This is a genomic window from Falsirhodobacter sp. 1013, from assembly GCF_051195255.1.
In the GTDB taxonomy this organism is placed as follows: domain Bacteria; phylum Pseudomonadota; class Alphaproteobacteria; order Rhodobacterales; family Rhodobacteraceae; genus Falsirhodobacter.
On sequence record NZ_JBNJLK010000011.1, the window covers coordinates 15,384 to 40,679 of the forward strand.

The window sequence follows — 25,296 nt, forward strand, 5'->3', positions numbered from 1 at the left end:
CGACGAGGTCCTTCGCAGTTCCAATTGCTGCGCAATAAGCCAGGCGTGTCCCAGAAGATGCTGACGCAGCACCTGCGGGATCTGGAACAGGACCAACTGATCTTCCGGGCCGACTTCAAGGAGCAGCCCCCTCGGGTCGAATACCGCCCTGAGGATACCGGCCGCGCGTTGATGCCGGTTTTGCTGGCCGCACGTCGTTTCCCGGAGGAGCATGCGGGGCCTGCGGCGAAGGCGGATGCTCCGGTCTCACTTTAGGTCAAGACGCGGGCAGGGTGCCAGCCGCGTCGCCGTGATGTATCTGGGAGAGATCGTGGAGATCGGCGCGCGAAGAGGTCGTCCGCAATCCTCGGCACCCATACACCAACGGCTGATGGCGGCGGTGCCGATCCCGACCCCACGCGTCGTGGCCTGCGCCGCGGCGCCCTGGCCGAGGAGCTGAAAAGCCTGGTTCGCTCGAGGGGTACGAGCCGCCCACCACTGGCGCGAGGTGTCCCCCGGTATCTCGTGATGAAAACGGTCCGAGGCACGGCTTACCTGCGCCAGCCCGGCCGCACATCCTCTTCGCGGCGGGCGACCGGCATCAGGCCAAGGCTGTATCCGCCGACGGACGACAGGCGGCCGCGCCAGACAAGGTCACGCCCGACGGGCATCGGCCCGCGGCTGCTGATGTAGCATGCGGACTTGAGGTGAATGTATTGAGGCGGCCAGTCGAGGTCCGGCCCCTTGGCATCCGCGTAGACCGTCTTGTAACAGTCCATCGCCTTGCGAAGCAGGTCCGACAGATCGTCGTCTTCCGTGGAAGCGGCGGCATATTGTTCAGAGAAATACGCGAAGTAATCCGTGCCCGACATCAGAACGCCGGTGATCACCGATCCTTCCACATAAAGAGTTACGGCCAGTCCAAGACCATCATTCGCAAGCCGGACCAGATCCCTGAGGAACCAGCAGATCTGGTCGAGGGGTGGTTCCTGCCGTTCAGGGTTGTCGCGTTCGGGGGCATCATTCGTCGAGGTCATCACGTCCTCCACACCGGGGCCAGGCACTCGCGCCAGCCTTCATGCAACACCATGATTGTTGCGTCGCCCTGCACGGAGCGGCCGGCCCGGAAATATCTGACGGTCTGGGGGGGCACCCGGCGCCAAAAGGCATGCGCTCGGCGACATCTGTCTGGCGTCGGCGGAAGGTGACATCTGGCGTCGGTTGCCGGATAACCCCTGGTGAGCGACCGTTCGCAATCTTCAGGGCGAACACCATTAAGACCGCCACCCTGCTCGCCGGACTGGAAGCCGTGTCCGACGGATCGGGCGGGCGGTTCCGCCCTTCGCATGGGGGTGACGCACTCGGAGCAGCCCGGCGGGACGTCCTCGGGGTACGCCCGCTCCGGTCCGGGGGAAGACGCTGCTGGAAACGATTCCCGCGCAATTGGACAGCGGGGCGACGGCGCTTGCGTTTTCCTCGGGGGCATCCGCGGCGCAGACGGCGCTTTCCCTGCCCGGAAGTGGCGGAGAGATCCTGGTGGAGGCGGACAGTCACTTGGATTTTCGGTCCATCCTGTCCCGTTCCGTCGCTGCACCGGGTCTGTCCCTCCGACTCGTGGACCTGATGGATGAGGCTGCGGTTGCCGAGGCGTTGGTTCCCGGCCGCACCGCGATGATCGGGGCGGAATGTACAGGCAATCCCGCGTGACAGGTGCCGGACCTGCGGCGGTTGTCTGCACTGACGCGGGATGCGGGTGCGCAGATGGTCGTCGACGCGACGGCGGCCACCCCTATCACGTCCGCCCGCTGGAACTGGGGGCGGATCGGGTGCTGCAATCGGCCCCGAAGTTTCTGAAGGGGCATGGTGACGTTCTGGACGAATTGCCGGCCCTTGCCGATCCCCGGCTGCGCGAAGAACTGGCCCAGCAACGCACGGACGCCGGAACGATCCTGACGCCCGCCCGCGAGTGGCTGCTGCTGCGCGGGTTGCGCACCTTCGCGCTGCGGATGGAACGGGCCTCGGCCACCGCCGCGCACCTTGCGGACTGGCTGGCAGGTCAGGGGATGACCGTGCATTACCCCGGACGACCCGATCACCCCCAGCACGCCGCGGCCACGGCCCAGTATTCCAATGGCTTCGGCCCGATGCTGTCCTTCCTAATGGGAACGGCAGCGCCCGCCGATGCGGTGGTGGAGGCTGTGCGGATCTTCCGCCGCGCCACCTCCCTCGGATCGACGGAAAGCCTGATCGAGCGTCGGCCCGCGACCGAAGGGCCCACGCTGCCTCGATGACCTTGTCCGCCTGTCCATCGGGCTGGAGGCGGCGGAGGACCTCTCGGACGATCTGCGCGGCGCCTTGCAAGCCGCCGCCATTGGCGCGACAACGACGTCCGAAGCCCTTGGGGAGACACGGACATGATCACGATTCTGGACGGCGGCATGGGCCGGGAGCTGGAGCGCAGCGGCGCCCCCTTCCGCCAACCCGAATGGTCCGCACTGGCCCTGATGGAGGCGCCGGACACCGTCCGCGCCGCCCATGCCCGCTTCGTCGAGGCGGGGGCAAAGGTCATCACCACGAACAGCTACGCCCTTGTCCCCTATCACATCGGACAGGAGCGGTTCGACAGCAGCGCCGAGCGGCTGGCCGATCTGGCCGGACGCCTCGCCCGCGAGGCCGCGGATGCGGGCGAAGGCGTGCGGGTGGCAGGCTCCCTTCCCCCGGTCTTCGGGTCCTATCGGCCGGACCTGTTCCGCGCGGCCGAAGCGCCGGCCCTGTTCGCGCCGCTGGTGAAGGGCCTTGCGCCGCATGTCGACCTGTGGCTGGCCGAAACCCAAAGCAGCCTGGAAGAGGCCGAGGCCGCCGCGACGGCCGTGAAGGGCACGGACAAACCGCTCTGGCTGTCCTTCACCCTGCGCGACGGGGATGAGGCGACGGACCAGCCCTGCCTCCGCTCCGGCCAGACGGTGGAGGAGGCGGCGCGGCTGGTGGCGCGGGTGGGCGCGGCGGCCATGCTCTTCAACTGCTCCATGCCCGAGGTGATGCAGGGCGCGCTGGACGCGGCGCGGTCCGTGCTGGGGGAAGGTTTCCCGCTGGGCGTCTATGCAAATGCCTTCATCTCCCAGGATGAGGACGGGGACGCGAACGAGGTGGTCAGCGACATCCGTGCGGACCTGACCACCCGCGCCTATTGCAACGTGGCGGCAAGCTGGGCCGCGAACGGGGCGACGATCCTGGGCGGCTGCTGCGGGATCGGGACGGAGCATATCCACGCCATGGCCCACAGCCTGAACAAGTGACACGCCGGCGGGGGGTCACCGTCCGGCGGGCAGGCGGTTTTCCAACCAGCGCAGCACGACTGTCAGCCCCCCGCTGAGGATCAGGTAGATCGCGACAAGCAAAAGCAGCGGTTCGTAGGTCAAGAAGGTCGTCTGCCGCACACGGGTGACGACCGCGAACAGATCCGTCACGGTGATCGTGGCAACCAGCGGTGTCGATTTCAGTTGCAGGATGATCTCCCCCGCCAGGGTCGGGAGGGCGCGGTGGACGGCGCGGGGCAGCCAGATGCGCCGGAACACCGTGGCGCCCGACATGCCGAAGGCACGGCCGGCCTCCAGCTCCCCCTTCGGGACGCCAAGGAACGCGCCGCGCATCACCTCCCCCTCATAGGCCGCGAAGGACAGGGTCAGGGCGACCAGGCCATAGGGCCACGCCTCGCGCAGGTAGGGCCAGATCCAGGTGCCGCGCAATTCGGGAAATTGAGCGAAGAGCGAGCCGAGCCCGTAATAGAACAGCCACATCTGCAATAAAAGCGGCGTGCCCCGCACCACGGTGCACAGGCCGGACGCGAACCAGCGCAGCGGCCGCGGCCCCGTCACCTGCGCCAGCCCCAAGGGCAGCGCGAAGACAAAGCCGAGGACGACGCTGGCAACCAGCATCGCCAGCGTGGTGCCCAAGCCGGCCCAAAGGCGCGGCAGATAGGTGGGAAGCCAGCTCCAATCCATCAGGCGGATGATGGCGAGCAGGCCTGCAAGCGCGATCAGGGCCATCGCGATCCGGTGCGGCAGAACAAGGGCGCGCCAGCGGGGCGCAGGGCTCAGGTCGGCCATCGCGTCAGCCTGTCGGGTCAAGGCCGCGGCGCGCGCTTTTTTCAAAGCGCCGAAGGCCGATGTTCGAAACCAGCGTCAGCCCAAGGTAAAGCGCGCCCGCCGCAAGAAAGAACAGGAAATATTCCCGCGTCGCCGACGCCGCCTGCCGGGTGACAAGCGTCAGTTCCGAAAAGCCGATGACGGCCAGAAGGGCGGTGTCCTTCGTGGCGATCATCCACAGGTTCGCCATTCCGGGAATGGCATGGGGCGTCATGGCCGGAAGGGTCACGCGGGTCAGGATCTTGGCGGGCGACATGCCGAAGGCCTGCGCCGCCTCGATCTGGCCCACGGGCACGGCGCGGATCGCGCCGCGGATCACCTCGGTCGCGTAGCCACCCTGAACCAGCCCGATCACCAGGATCCCGGCGGTCAGCCCGCCGATGTCGAACCCCGCAAAACCCAGCGACTGCGCCGCCCGGTTGGCCAGATCCGTGCCCACGTAATAGAACAGCAGCATCAGCACCAGCTCCGGCACCCCCCGGATGACAAGGGTGTAGATCTCGGCCAGATCGCGGGTGACGCGCCCGCCATGCAGTTTGGCCATGGCGCCCACGATCCCGATCAGGATGCCGACGGCATAGCCGCCCACCGCCAGTTCCACCGACCGCAGGAACCCCGCCAGAAGCGCGCCGCCCCATCCCGGGGCATCGAGTGCGAGCAGGCTGAAATCGACACCGAAGATCATCGTGCCCGCCCTGTCGCCCTGCCCCGGAAAGCCTTCATTTGCCGTAGATGTCGAAGTTGAAATAGGGCTTGGCCAGCGCGTCAAAGGTGCCGTCGGCGCGGATGTCGGCGATGGCCTTGTTCACCTTTGCCAGCAGTTCCGTGTCGTCCTTGCGCAGGCCGACGCCCACACCGCTGCCCAGCGTCTCGGCGTCGCCCTCGACCTCGCCGCGGTATTCGCAGCAGGCCTTGCCGACCTCGGTTTCCAGGAAGGGCTGCATGGCCAGCGTGTCGCCCACCACCGCGTCGATGCGGCCGGCCACCAGATCCTGAAGCTCCTCGTCCAGCGTCTGGTAGATGCGCACGTCACCCGCGCTGTCGGCAAAGAACTGCGCGACATAGTTTTCCTGCACCGATCCGGACTGCGTGCCGAGATAGGCCCCTTCCACCCCTTCCGGCGTAGGCTGCACGTCCGAGGTCCTCAGCGCGACAACCCCGGTCGGCGCGTCGTAATACTTGTCCGAAAACGCGATCTGTTCCGCCCGCTCCGGTGTGATCCCCATGGAGCCGATGATCATGTCGATCTTGCCGGTGTTCAGCGCGGGGATGATCCCTTCCCACGCGACGGGCACGACCTCGCACTCCGCGCCGATGCGCTCGCACAGCGCGCCGATGAAGTCGATCTCCCACCCGCTCCACGTGCCCGAGGCGTCGGGGGCGTAGAAGGGGGGATAGGGTTCCGCCGAGACGCCGACCTTGTAGGTTTGGGCCATCACCGGCGCGGCAAGGACCGTGAAGGCGGCAAGGGAAAGTGCGAGTGTTCGGATCATGACCATTCCTGTGTTGATGCGGGCGTCAGCCGACGGCGCGGATGAACTGTTGAAGATGCACGGATTTCGGGTCGCCGAACACCCGCTCCGGCGGTCCCTCCTCCTCGATCCGTCCTTGGCGAAGGAAGATGACGTGGCTGGCCACGTCGCGGGCGAACTTCATCTCGTGCGTGACGAGGATCATGGTCCGCTTTTCCCGCGCCAGTTCGCGGATGACGGCCAGAACCTCTCCCACCAGCTCGGGATCGAGGGCGGAGGTCGGTTCGTCGAACAGCATGGCGGCCGGGTCCACGGCCAGAACGCGGGCGATGGCCGCCCGCTGCTGCTGCCCTCCCGAAAGCTGCGACGGCCAGGCGTCCAGCTTTGCGCCAAGGCCCACGCGGATCAGCACCTCCCGCGCGCGGGCCTCCGCCTCGGCCCGCGGGACGCCAAGGACGTGGACCGGCGCTTCCATCACGTTGCCAAGGACGGTGCGGTGGGGCCAAAGGTTGAAGGACTGGAACACCATGCCCAGATGGGCGCGGATCCGCTGCACCTGCCGGCGGTCCGCTGCCTCCAGATCCCCGTCGCGCCCGCGGCGCAGGTTGTAGGCTTCTCCGCGGATGCTGATGCGGCCGGCGCTTGGCCGTTCCAGCAGGTTGATGCAGCGCAAAAGCGTGGACTTGCCGGACCCCGACCCCCCGATGATCGCGACGACATCGCCCGGTCGGGCTGCAAGGGACACGCCCTTCAGCACCTCGACCCCGCCGAACTGCTTGTGCAGGTTCTCCACCTGAACGGCTGGCACGTCGCTCATCTCTGCTCCTCGGGTCCCATCCCCCGGATCCGGCGTCTTCCAGCTTCTCTCTGGCCGCGGGACGGTATATCCGGCAGCGGAAAGGGCGGTCGCACCCCCGGGAGGGAATGGGAATGTTCAATGTTTCGGCCGCGTCGCCGGGCGTCCGGTGGTGCTGGTTATCACCGCAGCTTCGGGCACTGCAAGCCGGACAGGCAGGGCGGAAGGCCCCGTACGACGTTTTCCATTCCCGAACCCTGCCGCACCGCCCCACCTGAAAGGAACCGCTGCCATGACATCCCTCCTCGTGTTCCAGTCCTGCTGCCCCATGGCGGGCCAAGGCGGTGCCGCATGATGCCGTTTCCCATCGCCGCCACCGACGCGGTCGCGCATGCGGGGGTCCAGCCGGAAAGCTGCGACGTGGTCATCGTCGGCGCGGGCGTTCTGGGCGTCACGGCGGCGCTGTTCCTGCGGCGGCGCGGCCTGAACGTCACCCTTCTGGAAAAGGGCCGTGTCGCGGGCGAGCAGTCCTCGCGCAACTGGGGCTGGATCCGGCAGCAGGGCCGCGACCCGGCCGAGCTTCCCGTCGCGATCGAGGCGAACGCCCTGTGGCGCCAGCTGGCACGCGAATGCGGCGAGGAGATCGGCCTGACAACCGGCGGCACGACCTACATCGCCCGCACCGAGGCGGAGATGAAGACCTATGCCGACTGGCTACCGCACGCCGCGGCCCACGGGGTGGACACGCGCCTGCTGACGGCCGAAGCGACGGATGTTCTGATCCCCGGCATGTCGCGGCGGCCCGTGGGGGCGCTGCACACATCGTCGGACATGCGGGCGGAGCCTTGGGTGGCCGTTCCGGCGCTGGCCCGGATGGCGGCGCGCGAAGGTGTCGTCATCGTGGAGGGTTGCGCCGTGCGCGGCCTCGACGTGCAAGCGGGCCGCGTTGCCGGTGTGGTGACCGAACGGGGCCGGCTGCGCGCGCCGGAGGTGGTGGTGACGGGCGGCGCCTGGACCGCGCTTTTGCTGCGGCAGGCCGGCATCCACATCCCGCAGCTGACCGTGCGGGGCACCGTGGCTGCGACCGAAGCCGTTCCGGACCTGCATGCGGGCTGCGCCATCGATGAACGGATCGCCTTCCGGCGGCGGCAGGATGGCGGCTACACCCTTGGCCCCGCCGGCTTCCACGAAGTCTTCCTCGGCCGCGACGTGTTCCGGAACCTGACCCGCTACCTTCCCGCGCTGCGCGAGGATCCGACGGGCACGAAGATCCGCCTCGCCTCGCCCAAGGGGTATCCCGACGCCTGGACCACGCCCCGCCGCTTTTCGGCCGACGAGGTGTCGCCGTTCGAGAAGATGCGCGTCCTGAACCCCGCCCCCAACCGCCGCATCGCCGAAAAGATGCGGAGCGACTTCGCCGCGCTCTTCCCCGGCGCGGGGGAGGTGCGGCTGAAGGCCGCCTGGGCCGGGATGATCGACGTGATGCCGGACGTGGTCCCGATCGTGGATCGCTGCCCCGCCTTGCCGGGCCTGACCATCGGAACGGGCCTGTCGGCGCACGGCTTCGGCATCGGCCCGGGCTTTGGCCGGATCCTTGCGGACATCGTGACAGGCGGCGCGGCCGGGCACGACATGTCCCGCTTCCGCTTCTCGCGGTTCAGCGACGGAAGCCGGATCAGGCCGGGACCCGCGCTTTGACATGTGAATCGGTGCCAGCCTGCCAAGGCCTCGCATCGAGGTTTGACGGCGCGCAAAGGCGCGATAAGGTTCTGCCATAACATCAGGGGCAGGGCAGGAAATGAACTTCATGGCAAAGGCCACCGCGATCGTGGGTGGCACGATGGTGGCGATGCGTCGTTTCGGGGCACCGAAGACGCAGGCGGTCGGGGCCGCCCCCACCATTCCCGAGGCACGGAAGCAGGGGATCATGACCCTGAAGATGCCGACCGCCAAGGGGTGGGAGGCCGGCCATGTCCCGAGCGCGGCGCCGGGCCTGAAGGTCAACGCCTTCGCCTCGGACCTCGACCATCCGCGCTGGATCGAGGTGCTTCCCAACGGCGACGTCCTCGTGTCGGAAGCCAAGCAGGAAGGCTCGCCCCCCAAGACGCTGATGGACCGCGCGGCCCATGCCACGATGCGGCGGGCCAAGGCGATCGGCACCAGCGCCAACCGCATCACCCTGTGGCGCGACAGCGACGGTGACGGCGTGGCCGAAACCCGCACCGTGTTCCTGGAAAGGCAAAACCAGCCCTTCGGCATGGCGCTGGTGGACGCCACCTTCTATGTCGGAAACACCGACGGCATCCTGTCCTTCCCCTATGCCGAGGGAGACACCCGCCTGACTGGCCCCGGCCGCAAGCTGGTGGACTTCAAGCCCGGCGGCCACTGGACGCGCAGCCTGATCCTGTCGCCGGACCGGACGAAGATCTATGCGGGCGTCGGGTCCCTCAGCAACATCGGGGATGACGGGATGCAGGCCGAGGAAGGCCGCGCCGCCATCTGGGAACTGGATCTGACCACGGAAAACGCCCGCATCTTCGCCTCGGGCCTGCGCAACGCCGTCGGCATGGCATGGGAGCCGGAAACGCAGAGGCTGTGGACCGTCGTGAACGAGCGGGACGGGCTGGGGGATGAAACGCCGCCGGATTACCTCACCTCGGTGCAGGACGGGGGTTTCTACGGCTGGCCGTATTGCTACTGGGGCCAGACAGTGGACGATCGGGTCGAACAGGACGCGGCGCTTGTGGCGCGCGCGATCACGCCGGATTACGCCCTGGGGGGCCACACGGCGTCCCTTGGCCTGTGCTGGATGCCGGAGGGCACGCTTCCCGGCTTCCCGGACGGCATGGTCATCGGGCAGCACGGGTCGTGGAACCGTTCCACCCTCAGCGGGTATCGGGTGATCTTCGTGCCGTTCCGGAACGGCAAGCCCGCCGGCCCGCCGCGCGACATCCTGTGGGGCTTCCTGTCCGAGGATGAGAAGACCTCGTTCGGGCGGCCCGTCGGCGTCGCCATCGGGCCGGACAAGGCCTCGCTGCTGGTCGCCGATGATGTGGGCGACGTGATCTGGCGCGTCACGGCGGCGTAGGTCCCGCAGATCTGGCTGCCGGGGGGATCATTCTCCGGTGGCCAGGGCGAACCCTTCATCGATCCAACCGGTGATGCCGCCCGCCATGATCTTCACGGGAAGTCCCAGTTCGGCCAGCCGCAGCGCACCGCGGGCAGCGCCGTTGCAATGGGGTCCGGCGCAATAGGTGACGAACAGGGTCCCTTCGGGCCAGGCGTTCATCTTCGACCGCGTGATCTTGCCATGCGGCAGAAGGACCGCGCCCGGAACATGCCCCGCGGCATAAAGCGACGGGCCGCGGACATCCAGAAGAACGAAATCCGGCCCCTTGGACAGGGCGTCGTGCACGTCCCAGCAGTCCGTCTCGAAGGCAAAGCCAGCGGCGAAGTGCGTTTGGGCCTCCTCACTCGGGGCGGCGGGAATGGCGGTCACGGCAGAGGGCATGGGCGTATCTTTCACAATTGCTTCGAAGGATATGGCCGGAGAGTGAATTTCATGGCAATTGGCAGGAATGACAACCTCCGTAGATATCACGCCAAACCTTGCCGCCGACACGAGGAAGCCCCTCGTCACCGCCCTCCTCTATGACGGTCTTTGCACGTTCGAGTTCGGGATCGTCGCCGAAGTGTTCGGCCTGCATCGCCCCGAGATGGGACCGGACTGGTACCGTTTCGCCAGTTGCGCCGTCGAGCCGGGACCGCTGCGCGCGCATGGCGGCTTCACCCTGACGCCCGACCGCGGGCCGGACCTGCTGGACGAGGCGGACATCATCGTGGTGCCGGGGTGGAAGGGCGCGGAGGCCGAGGTGCCTGAGGCGCTGACGGACCGGCTTCGCGCCGCACATGCGCGGGGGGCGCGGCTGGTGTCGATCTGCTCGGGCGCGTTCGTTCTGGCCGCCACCGGCCTGCTGGACGGTGCGACGGCGGCCACGCATTGGCGGTATGCCGAGGCGTTGCAGGAACGCTTTCCGAAGGTTCGGGTGGATGCCGCCTCCTTGTATCGCAGCCATGACAGGGTCTTCACCTCGGCCGGAAGCGCCGCCGGCATCGACCTGCTGATCGAGATCGTGAAGCAGGATTTCGGCCCCGAGGCCGCAAACTCGGTCGCGCGGCGGCTGGTCGTTCCGGCGCATCGCACGGGCGGACAGGCCCAGTTTCTGGAGCGGCCGGTTCCGGTGCATCGGGGCAGCGCGGTCGCACCGCTCCTGGACCGGATGCGCGAAACGCTGGACCAGAACTGGCCGGTCGAACGTATGGCAGGCGCGTGCCGGATGAGCCCCCGCACCTTCCTTCGCCGCTTTCAGGACGCAACGGGCACGACCCCAGGCGACTGGCTGATCGCGGAACGCGTGGAAGCGGCCAGGGCACTTCTGTGCGGTGGCGGGCTGGGGATTGAGGCGGTGGCGATGGCCATCGGGTTCGGCTCGGGCCACACGCTGCGCCATCACTTCCGCCAGCGGACGGGGCTGTCCCCCTCGGCCTTTCGCCTGCGGTTCCTTCCCACGGGAACCGCCGCGTCCCCGTCCGCCGTCCGCGCGATCAGGGGGAGCGTGAGAAGCCCCAGCACCGCCGCACTCAGAAAGAACGGGCCATAGCCGAACGTTTGCGCGACCCGGCCGGCCGCCATTCCTGCCAGCATGCTGACGGTGGCGTCCATGCACTGGAACAGCGTGAAGTCCACGCCCGGCTGTCCGGCATCGGCCAGCGTCATGAACCGGGCATACAGCGCCACGAAGCCGATGGAGAGGACGAAGGACCCGCTGAACAACGCGCCCCCGATCAGCACCCTGTCGGGCAGCCCGTCATAGGCGGCATGCCCCGCCAGCAAGGTCAGCGAAAGGGCCTGCGCAAGAACCGTCACGCCCAGCACGCGGCGGGTTCCGAAGCGGCGCACCAGCGCACCCCCGACAACCGCGCCCAGAATGCCCAGCACCAAGCTGCCCGCACCGGCCAACATCCCGACCGACGCCAGGCTGAACCCGTTGTCGATCAGGAACGGGCCGATCATGCCAAGCGCCGTCTTCTGCGCGACCACGAACAGGGCCGCAAGGATCAGGCCCCGGCGCACCTCTGGCCGCGCCAGCGCAACACGTAGGCTGGGCGACGACACGGGCGGCAATGTCTGCCGTTCCAGACGCCGCGAATGAAGCACGAGTGGCAAGCCCAGAACCACGACAAGCGCGGCCATTGCGGCCACGCCGATGCCCCAGCCCCACCCATCCACCAGCACCAGAAGCAGCCCCATCCCGAGGGCCGACCCGACATAGGCCCCGCCCACCTGCATGGCGTTTCCCCAGCCGACCTCGTGCCGCCTCAGACGTTCCACCGCGTAACCGTCGCAGGCGATGTCGACCGTGGCCGTGGTGAAGGCCACCACGCCCAGCACGATCAGCAGCGGCCACAGCGGCACGGGGCCGGTCACCGCGGCCAGCAACAGCCCGCCAGCGGCAATGACATTGCCCGCCGCCACCAGCGTGGCGGTGTGGCCGCCTTGCCGGAAGCGTTCCACCGCCGGCGCCCACAGGAACTTGGCCGCCCAAGGCAGGATCAGCAGGGACAGAAGCCCCACCTGGTCCAGGGGCAGGCCTTCCGCGCGCAGGACCGCCGGCAGGCCGCCCCAGGTCAGCCCGCCGATGATGGCCTGCGCCGTATAAAGCCCGCCGATGGAGGCCAGCAGTGGCAAACCCTTCATCAGAAGCGGTACCGGATGGACGCGGTGGCGCTGCGGCCTTCGTCCCGATAGCACGTGCCCCCCGTGCAGATCGCCTTCTGCTGGTCGAAGACGTTGTGCACGTTCACCTGCGCCTCGACCCCGCGCCATGCGGGATTGGTCGCCCCAAAGTCATAGGACAGCGCCAGATCGACGAAGGTGCGGTTGTCGTTGCCGCTGGTGTTGGCGTCCGTGGTGTAGCTCGTTCCCACATACCGCATGCCAGCCCCAAAGCCGAACCCCTGCAGCGCACCATCCTGCGGCGCGTAGTGCGTCCAAAGCGAGGCGATGTTGTTCGGTGTCGCGGACAGTTCGTTGCCGACGGTGCCTTCGACGCCATCCTCGATCTTCACGCGCAGATGGGTGTAGGAGGCGATCAGGCTCAGCCCGTTGTCGAAGGAGGTCGACGCCTCCAGTTCCACCCCGCGCGAGTTCATGTCGAGCTGCCGCTGGCGGTTCGGCCCGGCCGAGCTGTCCAGAACAATTCCGTCGTTCTGGTCGATGTCGAAGATGGCGGCCGACAGCAGGCTGTTCGTGCCGGGAAGCTGGTATTTCACCCCCACCTCCCTTTGCACCGCCTTGGTCGGCTTGGCCACGCTGTCGGACGTTTCGTCCGCCACATCCGCATAAACGACGCCCACATTCGGGGAGAACGAGGTCGAGAGGTTGGCGTAGGGCGTCACGCCGTTGTCGAACCGGTAGGACAGGCCCACGCGGCCCGACGCCGCCTTGTCCTTGTTGCGGAAGGTATCGAGGGAGGAGGTCTGCGTCGTGGCGTCGATCCAGTCATGGCGGGCGCTGGCGACGGCGGTCCATCGCCCGAAGCTCATCTGGTCGTGGAGATACACGCCCCACTGGTCGAAGTCCTGGTTGCCGGCGTTGCTCAGCGCCAACTCCGAGGCATCCTCGGCCGAGGTGTCGCTGATGGCGCTGGACGTGTCATAGCTGCCCTTGCCGTAATCCACCCCCACCAGCAATTCGTGCGCCACGGCGCCCGTGTCGAAGTTGACCTGCGCCTGGTTGTCCACGGTGAAGAAGCGGGACGTTTCCACGTAGTGGCCCCAGGTGGAGTAGATGAGGTAGCTGTAGGCCAGATCCGCATCGGCTTCGGCATAGCGCAGGTTCTGGCGCAGGGTGACGCGGTCGGTCAGCTCATGCTCCAACTCATACCCCAGGCGCCATTGCTCCTGACCGTAGTGGTTGTAGTCGGGGTCGGCGAAATAATCGTCGAAGTCCGGCCGCTCGCCTTCGTTGAAGAAGAACGAGGTCGCGCCGCTGTCAATGTCCGAATACTCCCCCAGAACCGTCAGCGTGGTGCGGTCGTCGATCTTCCACGTCAGCGCGGGCGCGATCAGCGTCTTGTCATCCTCGAACCCCGGCAGGGCGCTTTCGCCGTTCCGCATCAACCCCGTCAGGCGGTAAAGCAGCGTGGCATCGGCGTTCGCCGTGCCCGTCAGGTCGAACGACAGCTGCTTGCGGTCGTTCGTGCCACCCAGTAGTTCCACCTCGCGGAAGGTGTCCTCCTTCGGGCGCTTGGACACGAAGTTCAGAAGGCCTCCCGGGCCGCTGACCCCGTAAAGCGAGGAGGCCGGCCCCTTCAGGATCGCGATGCCCTCCACGGTATAGGGGTCGTTGTTGACGATCGCGGACGGCGCGTTGAAGACGCGCAACCCGTCACGATAGATGCCGGTGTAATAGGTGGGAAACCCCCGCAGGAAGAACGCGTCATACCGCGTGTCCAGCCCGAAATTATTGGGGTTCGCGCTGGCGGTGTAGGACAGCGCCTCGTTCACCGTCCGCGGCTTCTGATCCTCCAGCTGATCCTGCGTGATAGTCGTGATCGCCTGCGGAATGTTCAGGATGGGGGTGTCGACCTTTGTCGCCTGCCGTCCCTCCGACGCGACATATCCATCCTGCACAAGGGTGGAATCGCTTTCCGACTCCACGATGATCGGGGCAAGGACGGTCACTTCCGCCGCCGCAGGCATCCCGATCCCGGCTAGAACGGCCGTCACGCTGATCATGTTCTTCATGTCTGTCCCCCGTCGATTTTGGACCGGAGGAAGAAGATGTTTACGAAAATAGTCAAGATATTTTCGTGCGCGCCTTCGGGGCCGAGCCGATGCCCCCTTCCCAGCCGGCGCCGTCGTATACAACCTCCCCTTTATTTTCGCCTTATGGCGTCCAAAGCACCGTAATATTTCCCGCGAATCGAATTTCGTGTATACATTCATCGGAAGGGAGGCTGCGTTTCCATGATGGATGACAACCCGACAAGGTCGAGCCAGACGCAAACCGCCCGTGCGGCGATGACCTTGCGTGACATGATCGTGGGCAACCGGCTGACGGCGGACACCCGCCTGACCGAAACACAACTGGCCGAAATGCTGTCCATGTCCCGCACCCCGATCCGGGCCGCCATCCAGCGGCTGACGGACGAAGGGTTGCTGGTGCCGATGCCGGCCGGCGGCTATGCCATCCGCCGCCTGCTTCCCAGCGAGATCGCCGAAACCATCGAATTGCGCGGCGCGCTGGAAGGATTGGCGGCGCGCTGGCTGGCGGAGCGGGGGATCGAGCGGGAGGCCCTGAAGGATCTGGTGCGGATCTCGGACCAGATCGACGCGCTGCTGCGGGCGGACCACTTCGACCGGTCCGAACTGCCCGAATACGAACGACTGAACGCCCAGTTTCATCATTGCCTGATCACCGCCACCGGAAGCGCCCTTCTGGGGCAGGAGATCGCGCGGGCGAACAACCGGCCCTTCGCGTCGGCCAGCGCCCTTGTGGGCATGTATGAACATAACAGGGCGGCGCGGGACCATCTGCTGATCGGGCAGGAACACCACCGTGCCGTTCTGGACGCCATCGCCCAGCGGCAGGGCGCGCGAGCCGAGGCGATCATGCGGGAACATGCACGCCTTTCGCAGCGCAATTTCGATCACGCCCTTGGGCTTGACCGCCTGCCGGAGAATTTCCGGGGGGCCAGCCTGATCCTGCAACCGCAGGAGGACGCGCGCACGACCTGACCGTCAGCGGCAGCGGGGAGGCTGCCGTTCGCCATCTACGGGGGAGGAGACCCGATGAAAAGACGACACATGCTTTTGGGCACCGTTCTGGCGCTCTCGACCGCCTTGGGCGTTATGCCGGCCATGGCGCAGGAGGATCCTTTCAGGATCGGGCTGATCCTGCCGATGACCGGCCCCTTCGCCTCGACCGGCCGGCAGATCGACGCGGCCGCGCGGCTTTACATGACCCAGCACGGGGACGAGGTGGCGGGCCGGAAGATCGAACTGATCGTGAAGGACGACGCCGGCATCGCCGACACCACCAAGCGGCTGGCGCAGGAGATGATCGTCCGCGACAAGGTGGGCGCCTTGGCCGGGTTCGGCCTGACCCCGCTGGCCATGGCGACGGCGCCATTGTCCACCCGCGGCAAGACGCCGACGGTGGTGATGGCCGCCGCCACATCCACCATCACGGAACAATCGCCCTTCATCGTCCGCACCAGCTACACCACGCCGCAGGTGACGTCGAAGATCGCGGAATGGGCCGCGGGTCAGGGGATGCGGAAGGTCGTCACGCTGGTGTCCGATTACGGGCCGGGGATCGACGCGGAAAAGACCTTCGTGGGCACCTTCGGCGCGGCCGGGGGCGAGGTTGCCGAAACCCTGCGCGTTCCCCTGCAGAACCCCGACTTTTCGCCTTTCCTTCAACGCGTGGCCGACCTGAAGCCTGACGCGATCTTCGTTTTCGTGCCGTCCGGCGTCGGCGCGCAGTTCATGAAGCAGTATGTGGAGCGCGGACTGGATCAATCCGGGATCAAGCTGCTGGCGGATGGCGGGATCACCGATGACGACATCCTGAACGGGATGGGCGATCCGGCCCTGGCCGCGATCACGGGCTTCCATTACTCCGCCGCGCATGACAGCGCCATGAACATGGACTTCGTAAAGGCGTTCCAGGAGGCGACCGGCGGCACGCGCCCGAACTTCATGGCCGTCGGCGGCTATGACGGGATGCACCTCATCTATGCCGCGCTGGAAAAGGCCGGCGGCGAAGGCGGTGCCGCGATGATGGAGGCGATGAAGGGCCTGTCCTGGGAAAGCCCCCGCGGCCCCGTCAGCATTGATCCCGACACCCGCGACATCGTGCAGAACGTCTACCTTCGGCGGGTGGAGCGTCGGGACGGCGAGCTTTGGAACATCGAGTTCCAGACCTTCGAGGCGGTGAAGGACCCGGGCAAGACCGGGTCGTGATCCCGCAACAGCGCAAAGGACAATGGCTCGCGCCGGATCTTCGGCGCGGGGCCGGACCTCTCATGCCGGAACAAACCGATGCTGACCATCCTGATCGACGGAATTGCTTACGGAATGCTGCTCTTCGTCATGGCCCTCGGGCTGGCGGTGACGCTGGGGCTGATGAACTTCGTGAACCTGGCCCACGGCGCGTTTGCGATGATCGGCGGCTATGTCACCGCGCTGGCGATGAACCGGCTGGGCGTGCCTTTCCTTCTGACGCTGCCCTTCGCCTTTCTTGTCCCCGCGCTGGTGGGGTTGGTGGCCGAACGCACGCTTTACGTACGGCTGTACCGTCGCAGCCATCTGGATCAGGTGCTGTTCTCGCTGGCGCTGGTGTTCATGGCCATCGCGGGGGCGGATTGGCTTCTGGGGTCCAGCCAGATGCTGATCACCCTGCCCCCGTGGCTTCAGGGCCGGTTCGAGGTTCTGGGCGTCGGCGTCGGCCGCTACCGGGCCTTTCTGATCGTGGTCTGCGCGGCACTGGTTTTCGTGCTGCAGATGATCCTGTCCGGTACCCGCTTCGGCGCACGGCTGCGGGCGGCGGTCGATGACCAGCGCGCGGCGCGCGGCCTTGGCATCAATGTCGGGCGCATCTTCGCGCTGACCTTCGCCACCGGATCAGGCCTTGCCGGCCTTGGCGGCGCCCTGGGGATCGAGATCATGGGCCTTGATCCGACCTTCCCGCTGAAGATCCTCGTCTACGTGCTGATTGTGGTAACCGTGGGCGGCACCGCCAGCTTGACCGGTCCCTTCCTGGCCGCGCTGATCATCGGCACCGCCGACGTGGCCGGCAAGTACTACCTCCCCGGAATGGGGGCCTTCCTCATCTACCTTCTGATGATCGTCCTTCTGATCCTGCGCCCGCAGGGCCTGATCGCGCCCGCACGCTAAAGGATGCCCCACATGACCGAGACAAGCCTTTCGCCTGTTCGTCCCGCCCCGAGCCCTGCCGATGCGCGCGTCAGCCGCGACCTTCTGCGGCGCGGGCGCTGGAAACCGGCCGAATTCGCCTTCTGGCTGATGGTCGCCGCCAGCCTCTTCTTCCTGCCCGACCGTCATCTGCTGCTGTCGGAGATCGCGATCCTCGGCCTGTTCGCCATGTCGCTGGACCTGATCCTCGGCTATGCAGGCGTCGTGTCGCTGGGGCATGGCGCGTTCTTCGGGCTGGGCGCCTATGTCGCGGGCCTCACCTCCCTTCACCTGACGGGGGAGCCGCTGACCGGCCTTACCCTTGCCATGGGGGCGGCGGCGCTGCTCGGGGTGGCGACGGGGCCGCTTCTGCTTCTGCGCGCCTCGGACCTGACGCGGCTGATGGTCACCCTGGGCGTCGCCATGCTGGTGCTGGAAGGGGCGAACCAGGCGGCGTGGCTGACGGGGGGCGCCGACGGGCTGACCGGCGTGATGATCGACCCGCTGCTGGGCCGGTTCGAGTTCGACCTGTTCGGCACCACCGGCTATGCCTATTGCCTGATCGTGACCTTCACCTTGTTCCTGATCGCCCGCCGCGTGGTCACGTCGCCCTACGGGCTGTCCTTGCGCGCGATCCGCGACAACCCCCTGCGCGCCCGCAGCATGGGCATTCCGGTGGGGCGGCGCATTCTGGGCCTTTACGCCTTTTCGGCCGCCATCGCGGGGGCGGCGGGCGCGCTTCTGACGCAAACGACGATGTTCGTGTCGCTGGACGTGCTGGCCTTCCACCGTTCCGCCGATGTGCTCCTGATCCTCGTGCTGGGGGGGGTGGGGTATCTTTACGGCGGGCTTCTGGGCGCCATCGGGTTCAAGCTGCTGCAGGACTGGTTCTCCGCGATCACGCCGCAATACTGGATGTTCTGGATGGGCCTTGTCCTTCTGGTCATCGTGCTGATCGGGCGCGAAAGGTTGAACGCCCTGCCTCGCACCCTGCTGACCCGACGGGACAAGGGGGGCCGGACATGACCGCCGCGCTGCAGACGATCGCGCTGGAAAAGCGTTTCGGGGGGCTCGTGGCCACCGACAAGGTGTCGCTGACGCTGGAACAGGGGGGTCGGCACGCGCTGATCGGGCCCAACGGCGCGGGCAAGACCACCTTCGTGAACCTTCTGACCGGCGTGCTGCCCGCCAACGGCGGCCAGATCCTGCTGGACGGCGTGGACATCACGCGCAAAAGCCAGATCCAGCGCGCCCGCATAGGTCTGGGCCGCACCTTCCAGATCAACCAGCTTTTCCCGGCGATGACGCCGGTCGAAAGCCTTGGCCTTGCCGTGTCGGAACGGCTGGGGCGCGGCGGCGACTTCTGGCGCGGCGTCGGCACCCGCGACGATGGCATGGCCGAGATCGCCGCCCTGATCGAGCGTTTCCGCCTGACCGAGGTGATGGACCAGCCGACGCATCGGCTGCCCTACGGCAAGCAGCGCCTGCTGGAAATCGCGCTGGCGCTGGCCTCCCACCCCCGTGTGCTGCTGCTGGACGAACCCGCCGCGGGCGTGCCCGAACTGGAACGGGCGGAACTCTTGCAAACGCTGGCGGATCTGCCGCGCGACGTGTCCATCCTGCTGATCGAACATGACATGGACCTCGTCTTTTCCTTTGCGGACCGGATCACGGTTCTGGTGAACGGCGCGCACTTCGCCGAAGGCACTCCGCAGCAGATCGTGTCCGACCCGCGTGTCCAGCAGGTCTATCTGGGGAGCGAGGAACATGCCTGACCTTCTGACCGTCGAGAACCTTCGTGCCGGCTATGGCGAGGCCGTGGTGCTGCACGACCTGTCCCTGCGGCTGGCAAGTGGGGAGTCGCTGGCCGTTCTGGGTCGCAACGGCGTGGGAAAGACGACGCTTCTGGACAGCCTCATCGGGGTCACCCGCCGGTTCGACGGCCGGCTGACGCTGGACGGGCGCGACATCACCGCCCTGCCGGCCGAAGGGCGCGCCGCGGCGGGCATCGGCTGGGTGCCGCAGCAGCGCAACATCTTCCGCTCCCTCAGCGTGGAGGAAAACCTGACGGCCACCGCGCGCCCCGGCCCCTGCACATTGGCCCGCATCTACGAGATGTTTCCCCGGCTGGAGGAGCGCCGCACCAACATGGGCGGCCAGCTTTCGGGCGGCGAACAGCAGATGCTGGCCATCGGGCGCGCCCTGATGCTGAACCCGCGCCTTCTGCTGCTGGACGAACCGACCGAAGGGCTGGCCCCGATCATCGTGGAACAGCTTCTGGTGCAGATCCGCCGGATCATCCGCGAGGAAGGGATCGCCACGATCATCGTCGAACAGCACGCCCGCAAGATCCTGAAGGTCACCGACCGCGCCGTCATCCTGGACCGTGGCGGGATCGTACATGAAGCGGCCAGCGCCGATCTTCTGGCCGATCCGCGCCCGCTGGAACAGCACCTTGGTGCCATCGCGAGGGGAGCCGCCGCATGAGCCTCGATATTCCCGCATTGCCCCGATCCGACCTGGACCCGTTCAGCACCGACTTCTTCGACAACCCCTTCCCCGAGCATGAGAAGCTGCGCGATGCAGGGCCCGTGGTCTGGCTGGAACGGTATGGCGTCTACGGCATCGCCCGCTATGCCGAGGTGCACCGCGTTCTGAACGACTGGCGCACCTTCTGTTCGTCGCGCGGCGTGGGCCTTCAGGACTTCCTCCGGGAAACGCCGTGGCGGCCGCCCAGCCTTGTGCTGGAAACCGACCCGCCCGAACATGACCGCGCGCGAAAGGTGCTGGCCCGCGTGCTGTCCCCGATCACGATGCGGGAACTGCGGGACAGCTTCATTGAAACAGCCGACGCGCTGGTTCGGTCGATCCTGGGACGGGAGATCGACGGCGTGGCGGATCTGGCGCAGGCGTTTCCCTTGTCCGTCTTCCCCGGTCAGATCGGGTTGCGGACCGAAGGGCGCGAGCACCTGCTGCCTTACGCGGGTCTCGCCTTCAACGCCTTTGGCCCCGACAACGACCTGCGGCGCAGCGCGATGGAACGGGCCGCCCCGCACATCGCCTGGGTCAGCGAGCAATGCCGGCGCGACAACCTGTCCCCGCACGGCCTGGGCGCCCGCGTCCACGCCGCCGCCGCCACGGGAGAGGTAACGGAGGAGGAGGCGACGCTGCTTGTCCGCTCGCTCCTGACGGCGGGGATCGACACGACCGTGAACGGCATCGGCGCGGCCCTTTACAGCCTGGCCCGCTTTCCCGACCAGTTCGCCGCCCTGCGCGCCGATCCCGCCCGCGCCCGCAACGCGTTCGAGGAGGCGATCCGCCTTGAAAGCCCGGTGCAGACCTTCTTCCGTACCACCACCTGCGACACGGAACTGGGCGGCACGCCCGTTCCGGAAGGGGCGAAGGTGCTGATGTTCCTCGCCTCGGCCAACCGGGATCCGCGTCACTGGGACCGGCCGGACCACTTTGACATCACCCGCACGACCAGTGGCCATGTCGGCTTCGGCGCGGGCGTGCACATGTGCGTCGGCCAGCTGCTTGCGCGGCTGGAAGGCGAGGCGGTGCTGCAGGCGCTGGCCCGCAACGTTGCCCGGATCGAGATCACCGGCGCCCCCGTTCGCGCCTACAACAACACGCTGCGGGGGCTGGCCTCCTTCCCCCTGCGACTGACCTGAGGACATCGCCATGCTGGACCACAGACTTGCCCCGCTGGACAGCACGATCAGCATCGACGAGCTGACCGTCGCGCCCTATCCCATCTATCGCCGCCTGCGGGCCGAAACGCCGGTGCTGCGCGTGACATCCGTCGGGCGCACGTTCCTGACCAAGGCCGCCGACTGCAAGTACGTCAAGGACACGCCCGAGATCTTCTCCTCGGACGATCCGAACACGCCGATGAAGCGCGCCTTCGGGGCCCACACGCTGATGCGCAAGGACGGCAAGGAGCACATGGCCGAACGCATGGCCATGGCCCCGGCTTTGATGCCCAAGACGGTCCAGGACGTGTGGGCCCCGCTGTATCGCCAGTTCGTGGACGAATACCTCGACCGTCTGCCGGTGGGCAAGATCGTGGACCTGCACGTCCTGCTGTCCGAACCGATCGCGGCGCGCATCCTGGCCCACATCCTCGGCATCCCCGAAGCCACGGACGCGCAGATGAGCTTCTGGTCGCAGGCCCTGATCGACGGGGCGGGCAATTTCGGCTGGCGGCCGGAGCCGTTCGAGGTGGCCGACCGTGCCAATGCCGAGATGAACGCGATGCTGGCCCGCGCGGTGGAGCGGGTGCGCGCGGAACCCGACCGTTCCGCCCTGTCGGTGATGGTGAACGCGGAAAACCCGATCCCGGAAAGCCAGATCTTCGCCAATATCAAGATCGCTATCGGCGGCGGCATCAACGAACCGCGCGACGCTTTGTCCACCATCGTCTACGGCTTCCTGACCGAGCCGGAGCAGCTGGAGGAAACCCGTCGGGAAGGTGCGTGGGGCCCGGCGTTCGAGGAGGGCATCCGCTGGGTCGCCCCGATCCAGGCATCCTCCCGCCTCGTGCTGGAGGATGTGGAGATCCGGGGCTTCCGCATCCCCAAGGGCGACACGGTCATGACGATCCAGGCCTCGGCCAACCATGACGAGGAGCTGTTCGACCATCCCGAACGCTTCGACGTGTTCCGTGCCCGAAACCCGCACCAGTCGTTCGGATCGGGCCCGCATCATTGCGGCGGGGCGCATATCGCGCGGCGGACGGTGGGCGCCATCATGCTGGAGGCGCTGTTCGAACGCTTCCCGAACATGAGCCTGCCGGACCCGGAGGCCGTGCTGTGGCGGGGCTTCGGCTTCCGCGGCCCGATCAACCTGCCCGTCAAACTCGGCTAAGGCAAACGCAAGGAGAGCATCATGAAGATCACGTTCATCGCGGCGGACAACACCACCACGGTCGTGGACGCCGTGGAAGGGGAAAGCGTCATGCGCGCGGCCGTAAGCAACGATGTGGACGGCATCCTGGGGGAATGCGGCGGCGCGATGATGTGCGCAACCTGCCACTGCTATGTCGATGACGAATGGGCCGACGCCACCGGCCCGCAAGAGGACGGCGAAAGCGACCTCCTGGATTGCGCGGCCTCCGAGGTGCGGCCCACGAGCCGCCTGTCCTGCCAGATCCGGATGCGCGCGGACCTGGACGGCCTTGTTGTCCATCTTCCGGACTCGCAGCTTTGAGGGGGTGGCCATGCAACGCGTCGTCATCGTGGGAACGGGTCAGGGCGGACAGCAGGCGGCGGTCAGCCTGCGGCAGGAGGGTTTTGCAGGCGAAATCCTCATGATCGGGGATGAAGCCGGGCTGCCCTATCAGCGCCCGCCCCTGTCCAAGGCCTACATGGCCAGCGGGGATGCGGATGCGCTTTTGCTGAAGCCCGCCGCCTTCTACGAACGCTTGTTGATCACCCTGCTCGGCCGCACCCGCGCCACACGGATCGACCGCGCCGCCCAAGAGGTTGAGACGGAGGACAAAACGCGGCACGGCTATGACCACCTGATCCTCGCCACCGGTGCACACAACTTTCGCCCGCCTTTGCCGGGGCTGGAGGCGGCGGGCGTGATGGAACTTCGCACCCTTGCCGACGCCGAACGCATCCGCCAGCGCCTTGGGCGGTCGCGCCATGCCGTCGTGGTGGGGGGCGGCTTCATCGGCTTGGAATTCGCGGCCATGGCCCGCGCCGCCAACGTGGCCGTAACGGTGATCGAGGCAGGTCCGCGCCTGATGGCCCGCGCCGTATCCCCCCGGATGTCGGACCTGTTCCTGACCCTGCACCGCGCGATGGGAACCGCCGTTTTGCTGGACACCATGGCCGCGGCCGTGATGACGGACGCAAGCGGCGCGGCCGCGGGCGTGATCGTGGCGGACGGGAGCGAGATCGCGGGCGATCTGGTGCTGATCGCCACCGGTGTCCGCCCCAATGTGGAACTGGCGGCCGAGGCCGGTCTGGCCTGTCGGAACGGCATCCTGGTGGACGGATCCCTGCAGACGGACGACCCCGCCATTTCGGCCCTTGGAGACGTGGCCGCGTTTCCGGGCCCCTCGGGGCATCCTGTCCGGCTGGAATCCGTTCAGGCGGCGGTGGACCACGCCCGCCACATCGCACGGCGGCTGATGACGTCGACGACCACCCCCTATTCGGCGGTTCCATGGTTCTGGTCGGATCAGGGCCCCTACAAGCTGCAGATCGCGGGCCTGGCGACGGACGCCGATGACTGCATCCTGCTTCCGCAGGCGTCGGGCGAACCGGTGGTCCTCCTGTTCCGGGAAGGGCGCCTGGCGGCGGTGGAAACGATCAACGCGCCGGGCCTCCATATGGCGGCAAGGCACCTGATCGCCGCCCCGGCAAGCGTTCTGGAGGCCCATGATTACGATCTGCGTCAGGCCGCGAAAGCCGTCCGGGCCGAAGCGATTCACTGAAGCAAAGCCACGCCGTTCTTTCATGAATTTCCACGCGTTCCCGCCCCTCCCGCGGGGATGGATGAAGCATGTCCCGATACCCTCAGAGCAGACAGACCCCATTCATCCGGTTCATACCCTCATTCACCGGTTGAACGTAGCGCAACGCACTTCCTCTCGAACGTGAGGCATCGGTCGGGAAGGGCCCCGGACCCACGGAAGATGTCCGCATCCCTGCGGAGGAACTTCATTGAACATCAGGATGAAGGGGCGCTCGTCCTTCTGACCGGCCTGTGCGCGGCATCAGAAATCATGCGCAAGAGGAGCAGCGACCGCCCGTGACGGTGCTGTTTTCCCCGGCGACCGCCACGGCGGAACGGCTGGGCGGATCGGGCGTGATGGCCTATTTGCCGTCGGACGATCTGCAGGGGCTGCACCAGGCGCGCATCGGCTCCTCCCGCGCCGAGGTGCGGTTTGCCGACAGCCGTTCTCCGGGCGCCCCGAGTCCGGAATACGAGGGCGAGGGCAGCGCGCTGGTCCTGCCGCTGACCGTGATCAAGGTGCTGCCCGCGGCCAGCGGCACGAACTTCCTGCGGTTCACCTATGCCTTCACGCGCGGCGATACCGACCGGAACATCGCGCCGGAAAACGACAGCAAGATTTCCCGCGCCGTCGTCCAGTCCTGTACGCCCCCGCCACCAGCACGATCTATGGCATGGGGCTGACACCGGAACATCGACGACCTGAACTCCACCGGCCCGACCGAGCGCGGGGCGTGGGGGCTGCAATTGGCGTTCGGCAAGGACTTCGCCGATCCCCGGGCCGTCGCGTCGAAGACGGAATTCCAGACGGACACGACAAACTTCTGGCTGGACGGGTACCTGACATTGGACGTCCATCTCAACATCGACACTCTGCATCCAGGCGACAACCGGGGCCCCGCTGGCGGCGGGATCGAACAACTTCCCGACCCGCGTTTATGAAAACCCGCCGGAAGCCCTACTGGCAGGAAGGGTGGCTGGCGCAGCATGACCGGCTGGTGACGCGGGCCCGGCCATGCCGGGCCGTGCGCCCCTGATCATGAGCGGCGATCGGCGCGGGAAAGCCTCATCGCGCTGGCGAGCATTCGCTTGAGGACAACCGGGTCGTGGCCGTGCTGGAACGGCCCCATCGGAACCGCCGAGGGCGGCTGGCCGTCCCGCGCGCGGGATCGGGCCCATGCCCTCGACCGTGCCGGACTTCGAGAAAACGGCGAAGCTGCTGGAAGAACACGGGTTCACCATCGTCGACTTCACGCCGGAGCACGTCCGCATCCGGCTGTTCAAATGGAACGTCCATAACGAAGCCGCGGACGTCATCGATCGGCTGGAGCCGTTCCAGGACATCGTTTTGTCCGTCTGAAGTTATGCGGCTCATTGGCCGCCACGCGGTTTGGGCATGCCCTCTTGCGCATGCAAATCCGCGCAGGCAGACAGGCCGGCATCGCGGGCCCCT

At 67.1% G+C, this 25,296-nt stretch carries 27 protein-coding genes and 1 pseudogene; 20 read left to right on the forward strand and 8 right to left on the reverse strand.

Translation table 11 applies throughout. From position 1 onward, the window contains the following. Positions 1-45: 45 nt before the first annotated feature. Complete coding sequence (locus tag ACSHZY_RS14195; RefSeq protein ID WP_435170186.1) at positions 46-255, forward strand: winged helix-turn-helix transcriptional regulator; 210 nt, start codon at positions 46-48, stop codon at positions 253-255. Between the two features lie 275 nt (positions 256-530). Here ACSHZY_RS14195 and ACSHZY_RS14200 read toward each other — a convergent pair whose 3' ends face one another. Continuing rightward, positions 531-1,016 carry a hypothetical protein gene (locus ACSHZY_RS14200; RefSeq protein ID WP_435170187.1) on the reverse strand — a complete coding sequence of 162 codons (486 nt, stop codon included), beginning with the start codon at positions 1,014-1,016 and terminating at the stop codon, positions 531-533. Positions 1,017-1,401: 385 nt separating this feature from the next. On the opposite strand from ACSHZY_RS14200, the gene ACSHZY_RS14205 reads away from it, so the two are divergent. The 3 genes from ACSHZY_RS14205 (at position 1,402) to ACSHZY_RS14215 (ending at position 3,275) form a co-directional block, all read left to right on the forward strand. After that, on the forward strand, positions 1,402-1,686 hold the full coding sequence (locus tag ACSHZY_RS14205) for a PLP-dependent transferase (RefSeq protein WP_435170302.1): 285 nt from the start codon (positions 1,402-1,404) through the stop codon (positions 1,684-1,686). Beyond that, a complete protein-coding gene (locus ACSHZY_RS14210; RefSeq protein WP_435170189.1) occupies positions 1,683-2,270 on the forward strand; it encodes a PLP-dependent transferase in 588 nt (195 codons plus the stop codon). The genes ACSHZY_RS14205 and ACSHZY_RS14210 overlap by 4 nt, the downstream gene beginning before the upstream one ends. A 123-nt stretch (positions 2,271-2,393) precedes the next feature. Further along, entirely contained in the window at positions 2,394-3,275 is an 882-nt protein-coding gene (locus ACSHZY_RS14215; protein WP_435170191.1) for a homocysteine S-methyltransferase family protein, read from the forward strand. A 15-nt stretch (positions 3,276-3,290) separates the two neighbouring features. On the opposite strand, the gene ACSHZY_RS14220 is transcribed toward ACSHZY_RS14215, so the two are convergent. Genes ACSHZY_RS14220 through ACSHZY_RS14235 form a run of 4 tightly spaced genes read right to left on the reverse strand, consistent with a single transcriptional unit; the run spans position 3,291 to position 6,413 of the window. Beyond that, positions 3,291-4,106 (reverse strand): ABC transporter permease, encoded by an 816-nt coding sequence (locus ACSHZY_RS14220; RefSeq protein WP_435170193.1) that lies wholly within the window; start codon positions 4,104-4,106, stop codon positions 3,291-3,293. Continuing rightward, positions 4,090-4,809 carry an ABC transporter permease gene (locus tag ACSHZY_RS14225; protein WP_435170195.1) on the reverse strand — a complete coding sequence of 240 codons (720 nt, stop codon included), beginning with the start codon at positions 4,807-4,809 and terminating at the stop codon, positions 4,090-4,092. The genes ACSHZY_RS14220 and ACSHZY_RS14225 overlap by 17 nt, the downstream gene beginning before the upstream one ends. A 34-nt stretch (positions 4,810-4,843) precedes the next feature. Beyond that, entirely contained in the window at positions 4,844-5,617 is a 774-nt protein-coding gene (locus ACSHZY_RS14230) for a transporter substrate-binding domain-containing protein (RefSeq protein ID WP_435170197.1), read from the reverse strand. Between the two features lie 25 nt (positions 5,618-5,642). Next, the gene (locus tag ACSHZY_RS14235) at positions 5,643-6,413 is read right to left on the reverse strand and encodes an ABC transporter ATP-binding protein (protein ID WP_435170199.1); all 771 of its coding nucleotides are present in this window, start codon (positions 6,411-6,413) and stop codon (positions 5,643-5,645) included. A gap of 330 nt (positions 6,414-6,743) precedes the next feature. Between ACSHZY_RS14235 and ACSHZY_RS14240 the strand changes: the two genes are divergently transcribed. Then, positions 6,744-8,090 carry an NAD(P)/FAD-dependent oxidoreductase gene (locus ACSHZY_RS14240; protein ID WP_435170201.1) on the forward strand — a complete coding sequence of 449 codons (1,347 nt, stop codon included), beginning with the start codon at positions 6,744-6,746 and terminating at the stop codon, positions 8,088-8,090. A gap of 100 nt (positions 8,091-8,190) precedes the next feature. Next, positions 8,191-9,480, forward strand: coding sequence for a PQQ-dependent sugar dehydrogenase (locus tag ACSHZY_RS14245; RefSeq protein WP_435170203.1), 1,290 nt, complete (start codon positions 8,191-8,193; stop codon positions 9,478-9,480). Between the two features lie 27 nt (positions 9,481-9,507). Here ACSHZY_RS14245 and ACSHZY_RS14250 read toward each other — a convergent pair whose 3' ends face one another. Then, positions 9,508-9,903, reverse strand: a complete 396-nt coding sequence (locus tag ACSHZY_RS14250) for a rhodanese-like domain-containing protein (RefSeq protein WP_435170205.1) — start codon at positions 9,901-9,903, stop codon at positions 9,508-9,510. A gap of 67 nt (positions 9,904-9,970) precedes the next feature. Between ACSHZY_RS14250 and ftrA the strand changes: the two are divergent. Then, positions 9,971-10,894: pseudogene (ftrA, locus tag ACSHZY_RS14255) on the forward strand (transcriptional regulator FtrA); the annotation flags it as partial. Positions 10,895-10,902: 8 nt separating this feature from the next. Here ftrA and ACSHZY_RS14260 read toward each other — a convergent pair. Both ACSHZY_RS14260 and ACSHZY_RS14265 read right to left on the reverse strand, forming a co-directional pair. Further along, on the reverse strand, positions 10,903-12,150 hold the full coding sequence (locus ACSHZY_RS14260; RefSeq protein ID WP_435170207.1) for an MFS transporter: 1,248 nt from the start codon (positions 12,148-12,150) through the stop codon (positions 10,903-10,905). Continuing rightward, a complete protein-coding gene (locus ACSHZY_RS14265) occupies positions 12,150-14,201 on the reverse strand; it encodes a TonB-dependent siderophore receptor (protein WP_435170209.1) in 2,052 nt (683 codons plus the stop codon). The genes ACSHZY_RS14260 and ACSHZY_RS14265 overlap by 1 nt, the downstream gene beginning before the upstream one ends. 222 nt (positions 14,202-14,423) lie before the next feature. Between ACSHZY_RS14265 and ACSHZY_RS14270 the strand changes: the two genes are divergently transcribed. From ACSHZY_RS14270 to ACSHZY_RS14330, 13 genes are all read left to right on the forward strand, one after another. After that, a complete protein-coding gene (locus tag ACSHZY_RS14270; protein WP_435170210.1) occupies positions 14,424-15,194 on the forward strand; it encodes a GntR family transcriptional regulator in 771 nt (256 codons plus the stop codon). 54 nt (positions 15,195-15,248) lie between these two features. Beyond that, positions 15,249-16,424 (forward strand): ABC transporter substrate-binding protein, encoded by a 1,176-nt coding sequence (locus tag ACSHZY_RS14275; protein WP_435170212.1) that lies wholly within the window; start codon positions 15,249-15,251, stop codon positions 16,422-16,424. 78 nt (positions 16,425-16,502) lie between these two features. Beyond that, positions 16,503-17,357, forward strand: a complete 855-nt coding sequence (locus ACSHZY_RS14280) for a branched-chain amino acid ABC transporter permease (protein ID WP_435170214.1) — start codon at positions 16,503-16,505, stop codon at positions 17,355-17,357. A gap of 12 nt (positions 17,358-17,369) precedes the next feature. Next, positions 17,370-18,401, forward strand: coding sequence for a branched-chain amino acid ABC transporter permease (locus ACSHZY_RS14285; RefSeq protein ID WP_435170216.1), 1,032 nt, complete (start codon positions 17,370-17,372; stop codon positions 18,399-18,401). Next, positions 18,398-19,150: an ABC transporter ATP-binding protein gene (locus tag ACSHZY_RS14290; RefSeq protein WP_435170218.1), complete on the forward strand. Its 753-nt coding sequence runs from the start codon at positions 18,398-18,400 to the stop codon at positions 19,148-19,150. The genes ACSHZY_RS14285 and ACSHZY_RS14290 overlap by 4 nt, the downstream gene beginning before the upstream one ends. After that, entirely contained in the window at positions 19,143-19,862 is a 720-nt protein-coding gene (locus ACSHZY_RS14295; protein ID WP_435170220.1) for an ABC transporter ATP-binding protein, read from the forward strand. Before ACSHZY_RS14290 ends, ACSHZY_RS14295 begins: the two co-directional genes overlap by 8 nt. Further along, positions 19,859-21,049 carry a cytochrome P450 gene (locus ACSHZY_RS14300; RefSeq protein ID WP_435170222.1) on the forward strand — a complete coding sequence of 397 codons (1,191 nt, stop codon included), beginning with the start codon at positions 19,859-19,861 and terminating at the stop codon, positions 21,047-21,049. The genes ACSHZY_RS14295 and ACSHZY_RS14300 overlap by 4 nt, the downstream gene beginning before the upstream one ends. A 10-nt stretch (positions 21,050-21,059) precedes the next feature. Then, complete coding sequence (locus tag ACSHZY_RS14305; RefSeq protein WP_435170224.1) at positions 21,060-22,244, forward strand: cytochrome P450; 1,185 nt, start codon at positions 21,060-21,062, stop codon at positions 22,242-22,244. A gap of 21 nt (positions 22,245-22,265) precedes the next feature. Next, positions 22,266-22,586, forward strand: a complete 321-nt coding sequence (locus ACSHZY_RS14310) for a 2Fe-2S iron-sulfur cluster-binding protein (RefSeq protein WP_435170226.1) — start codon at positions 22,266-22,268, stop codon at positions 22,584-22,586. Between the two features lie 10 nt (positions 22,587-22,596). After that, positions 22,597-23,823, forward strand: a complete 1,227-nt coding sequence (locus ACSHZY_RS14315) for an NAD(P)/FAD-dependent oxidoreductase (protein ID WP_435170228.1) — start codon at positions 22,597-22,599, stop codon at positions 23,821-23,823. A gap of 323 nt (positions 23,824-24,146) precedes the next feature. Next, complete coding sequence (locus tag ACSHZY_RS14320) at positions 24,147-24,527, forward strand: hypothetical protein (protein WP_435170229.1); 381 nt, start codon at positions 24,147-24,149, stop codon at positions 24,525-24,527. A 63-nt stretch (positions 24,528-24,590) separates the two neighbouring features. Then, complete coding sequence (locus ACSHZY_RS14325) at positions 24,591-24,785, forward strand: hypothetical protein (RefSeq protein ID WP_435170231.1); 195 nt, start codon at positions 24,591-24,593, stop codon at positions 24,783-24,785. Between the two features lie 235 nt (positions 24,786-25,020). Then, positions 25,021-25,203, forward strand: a complete 183-nt coding sequence (locus ACSHZY_RS14330; RefSeq protein WP_435170233.1) for a hypothetical protein — start codon at positions 25,021-25,023, stop codon at positions 25,201-25,203. The last annotated feature ends 93 nt before the right edge of the window (positions 25,204-25,296 follow it).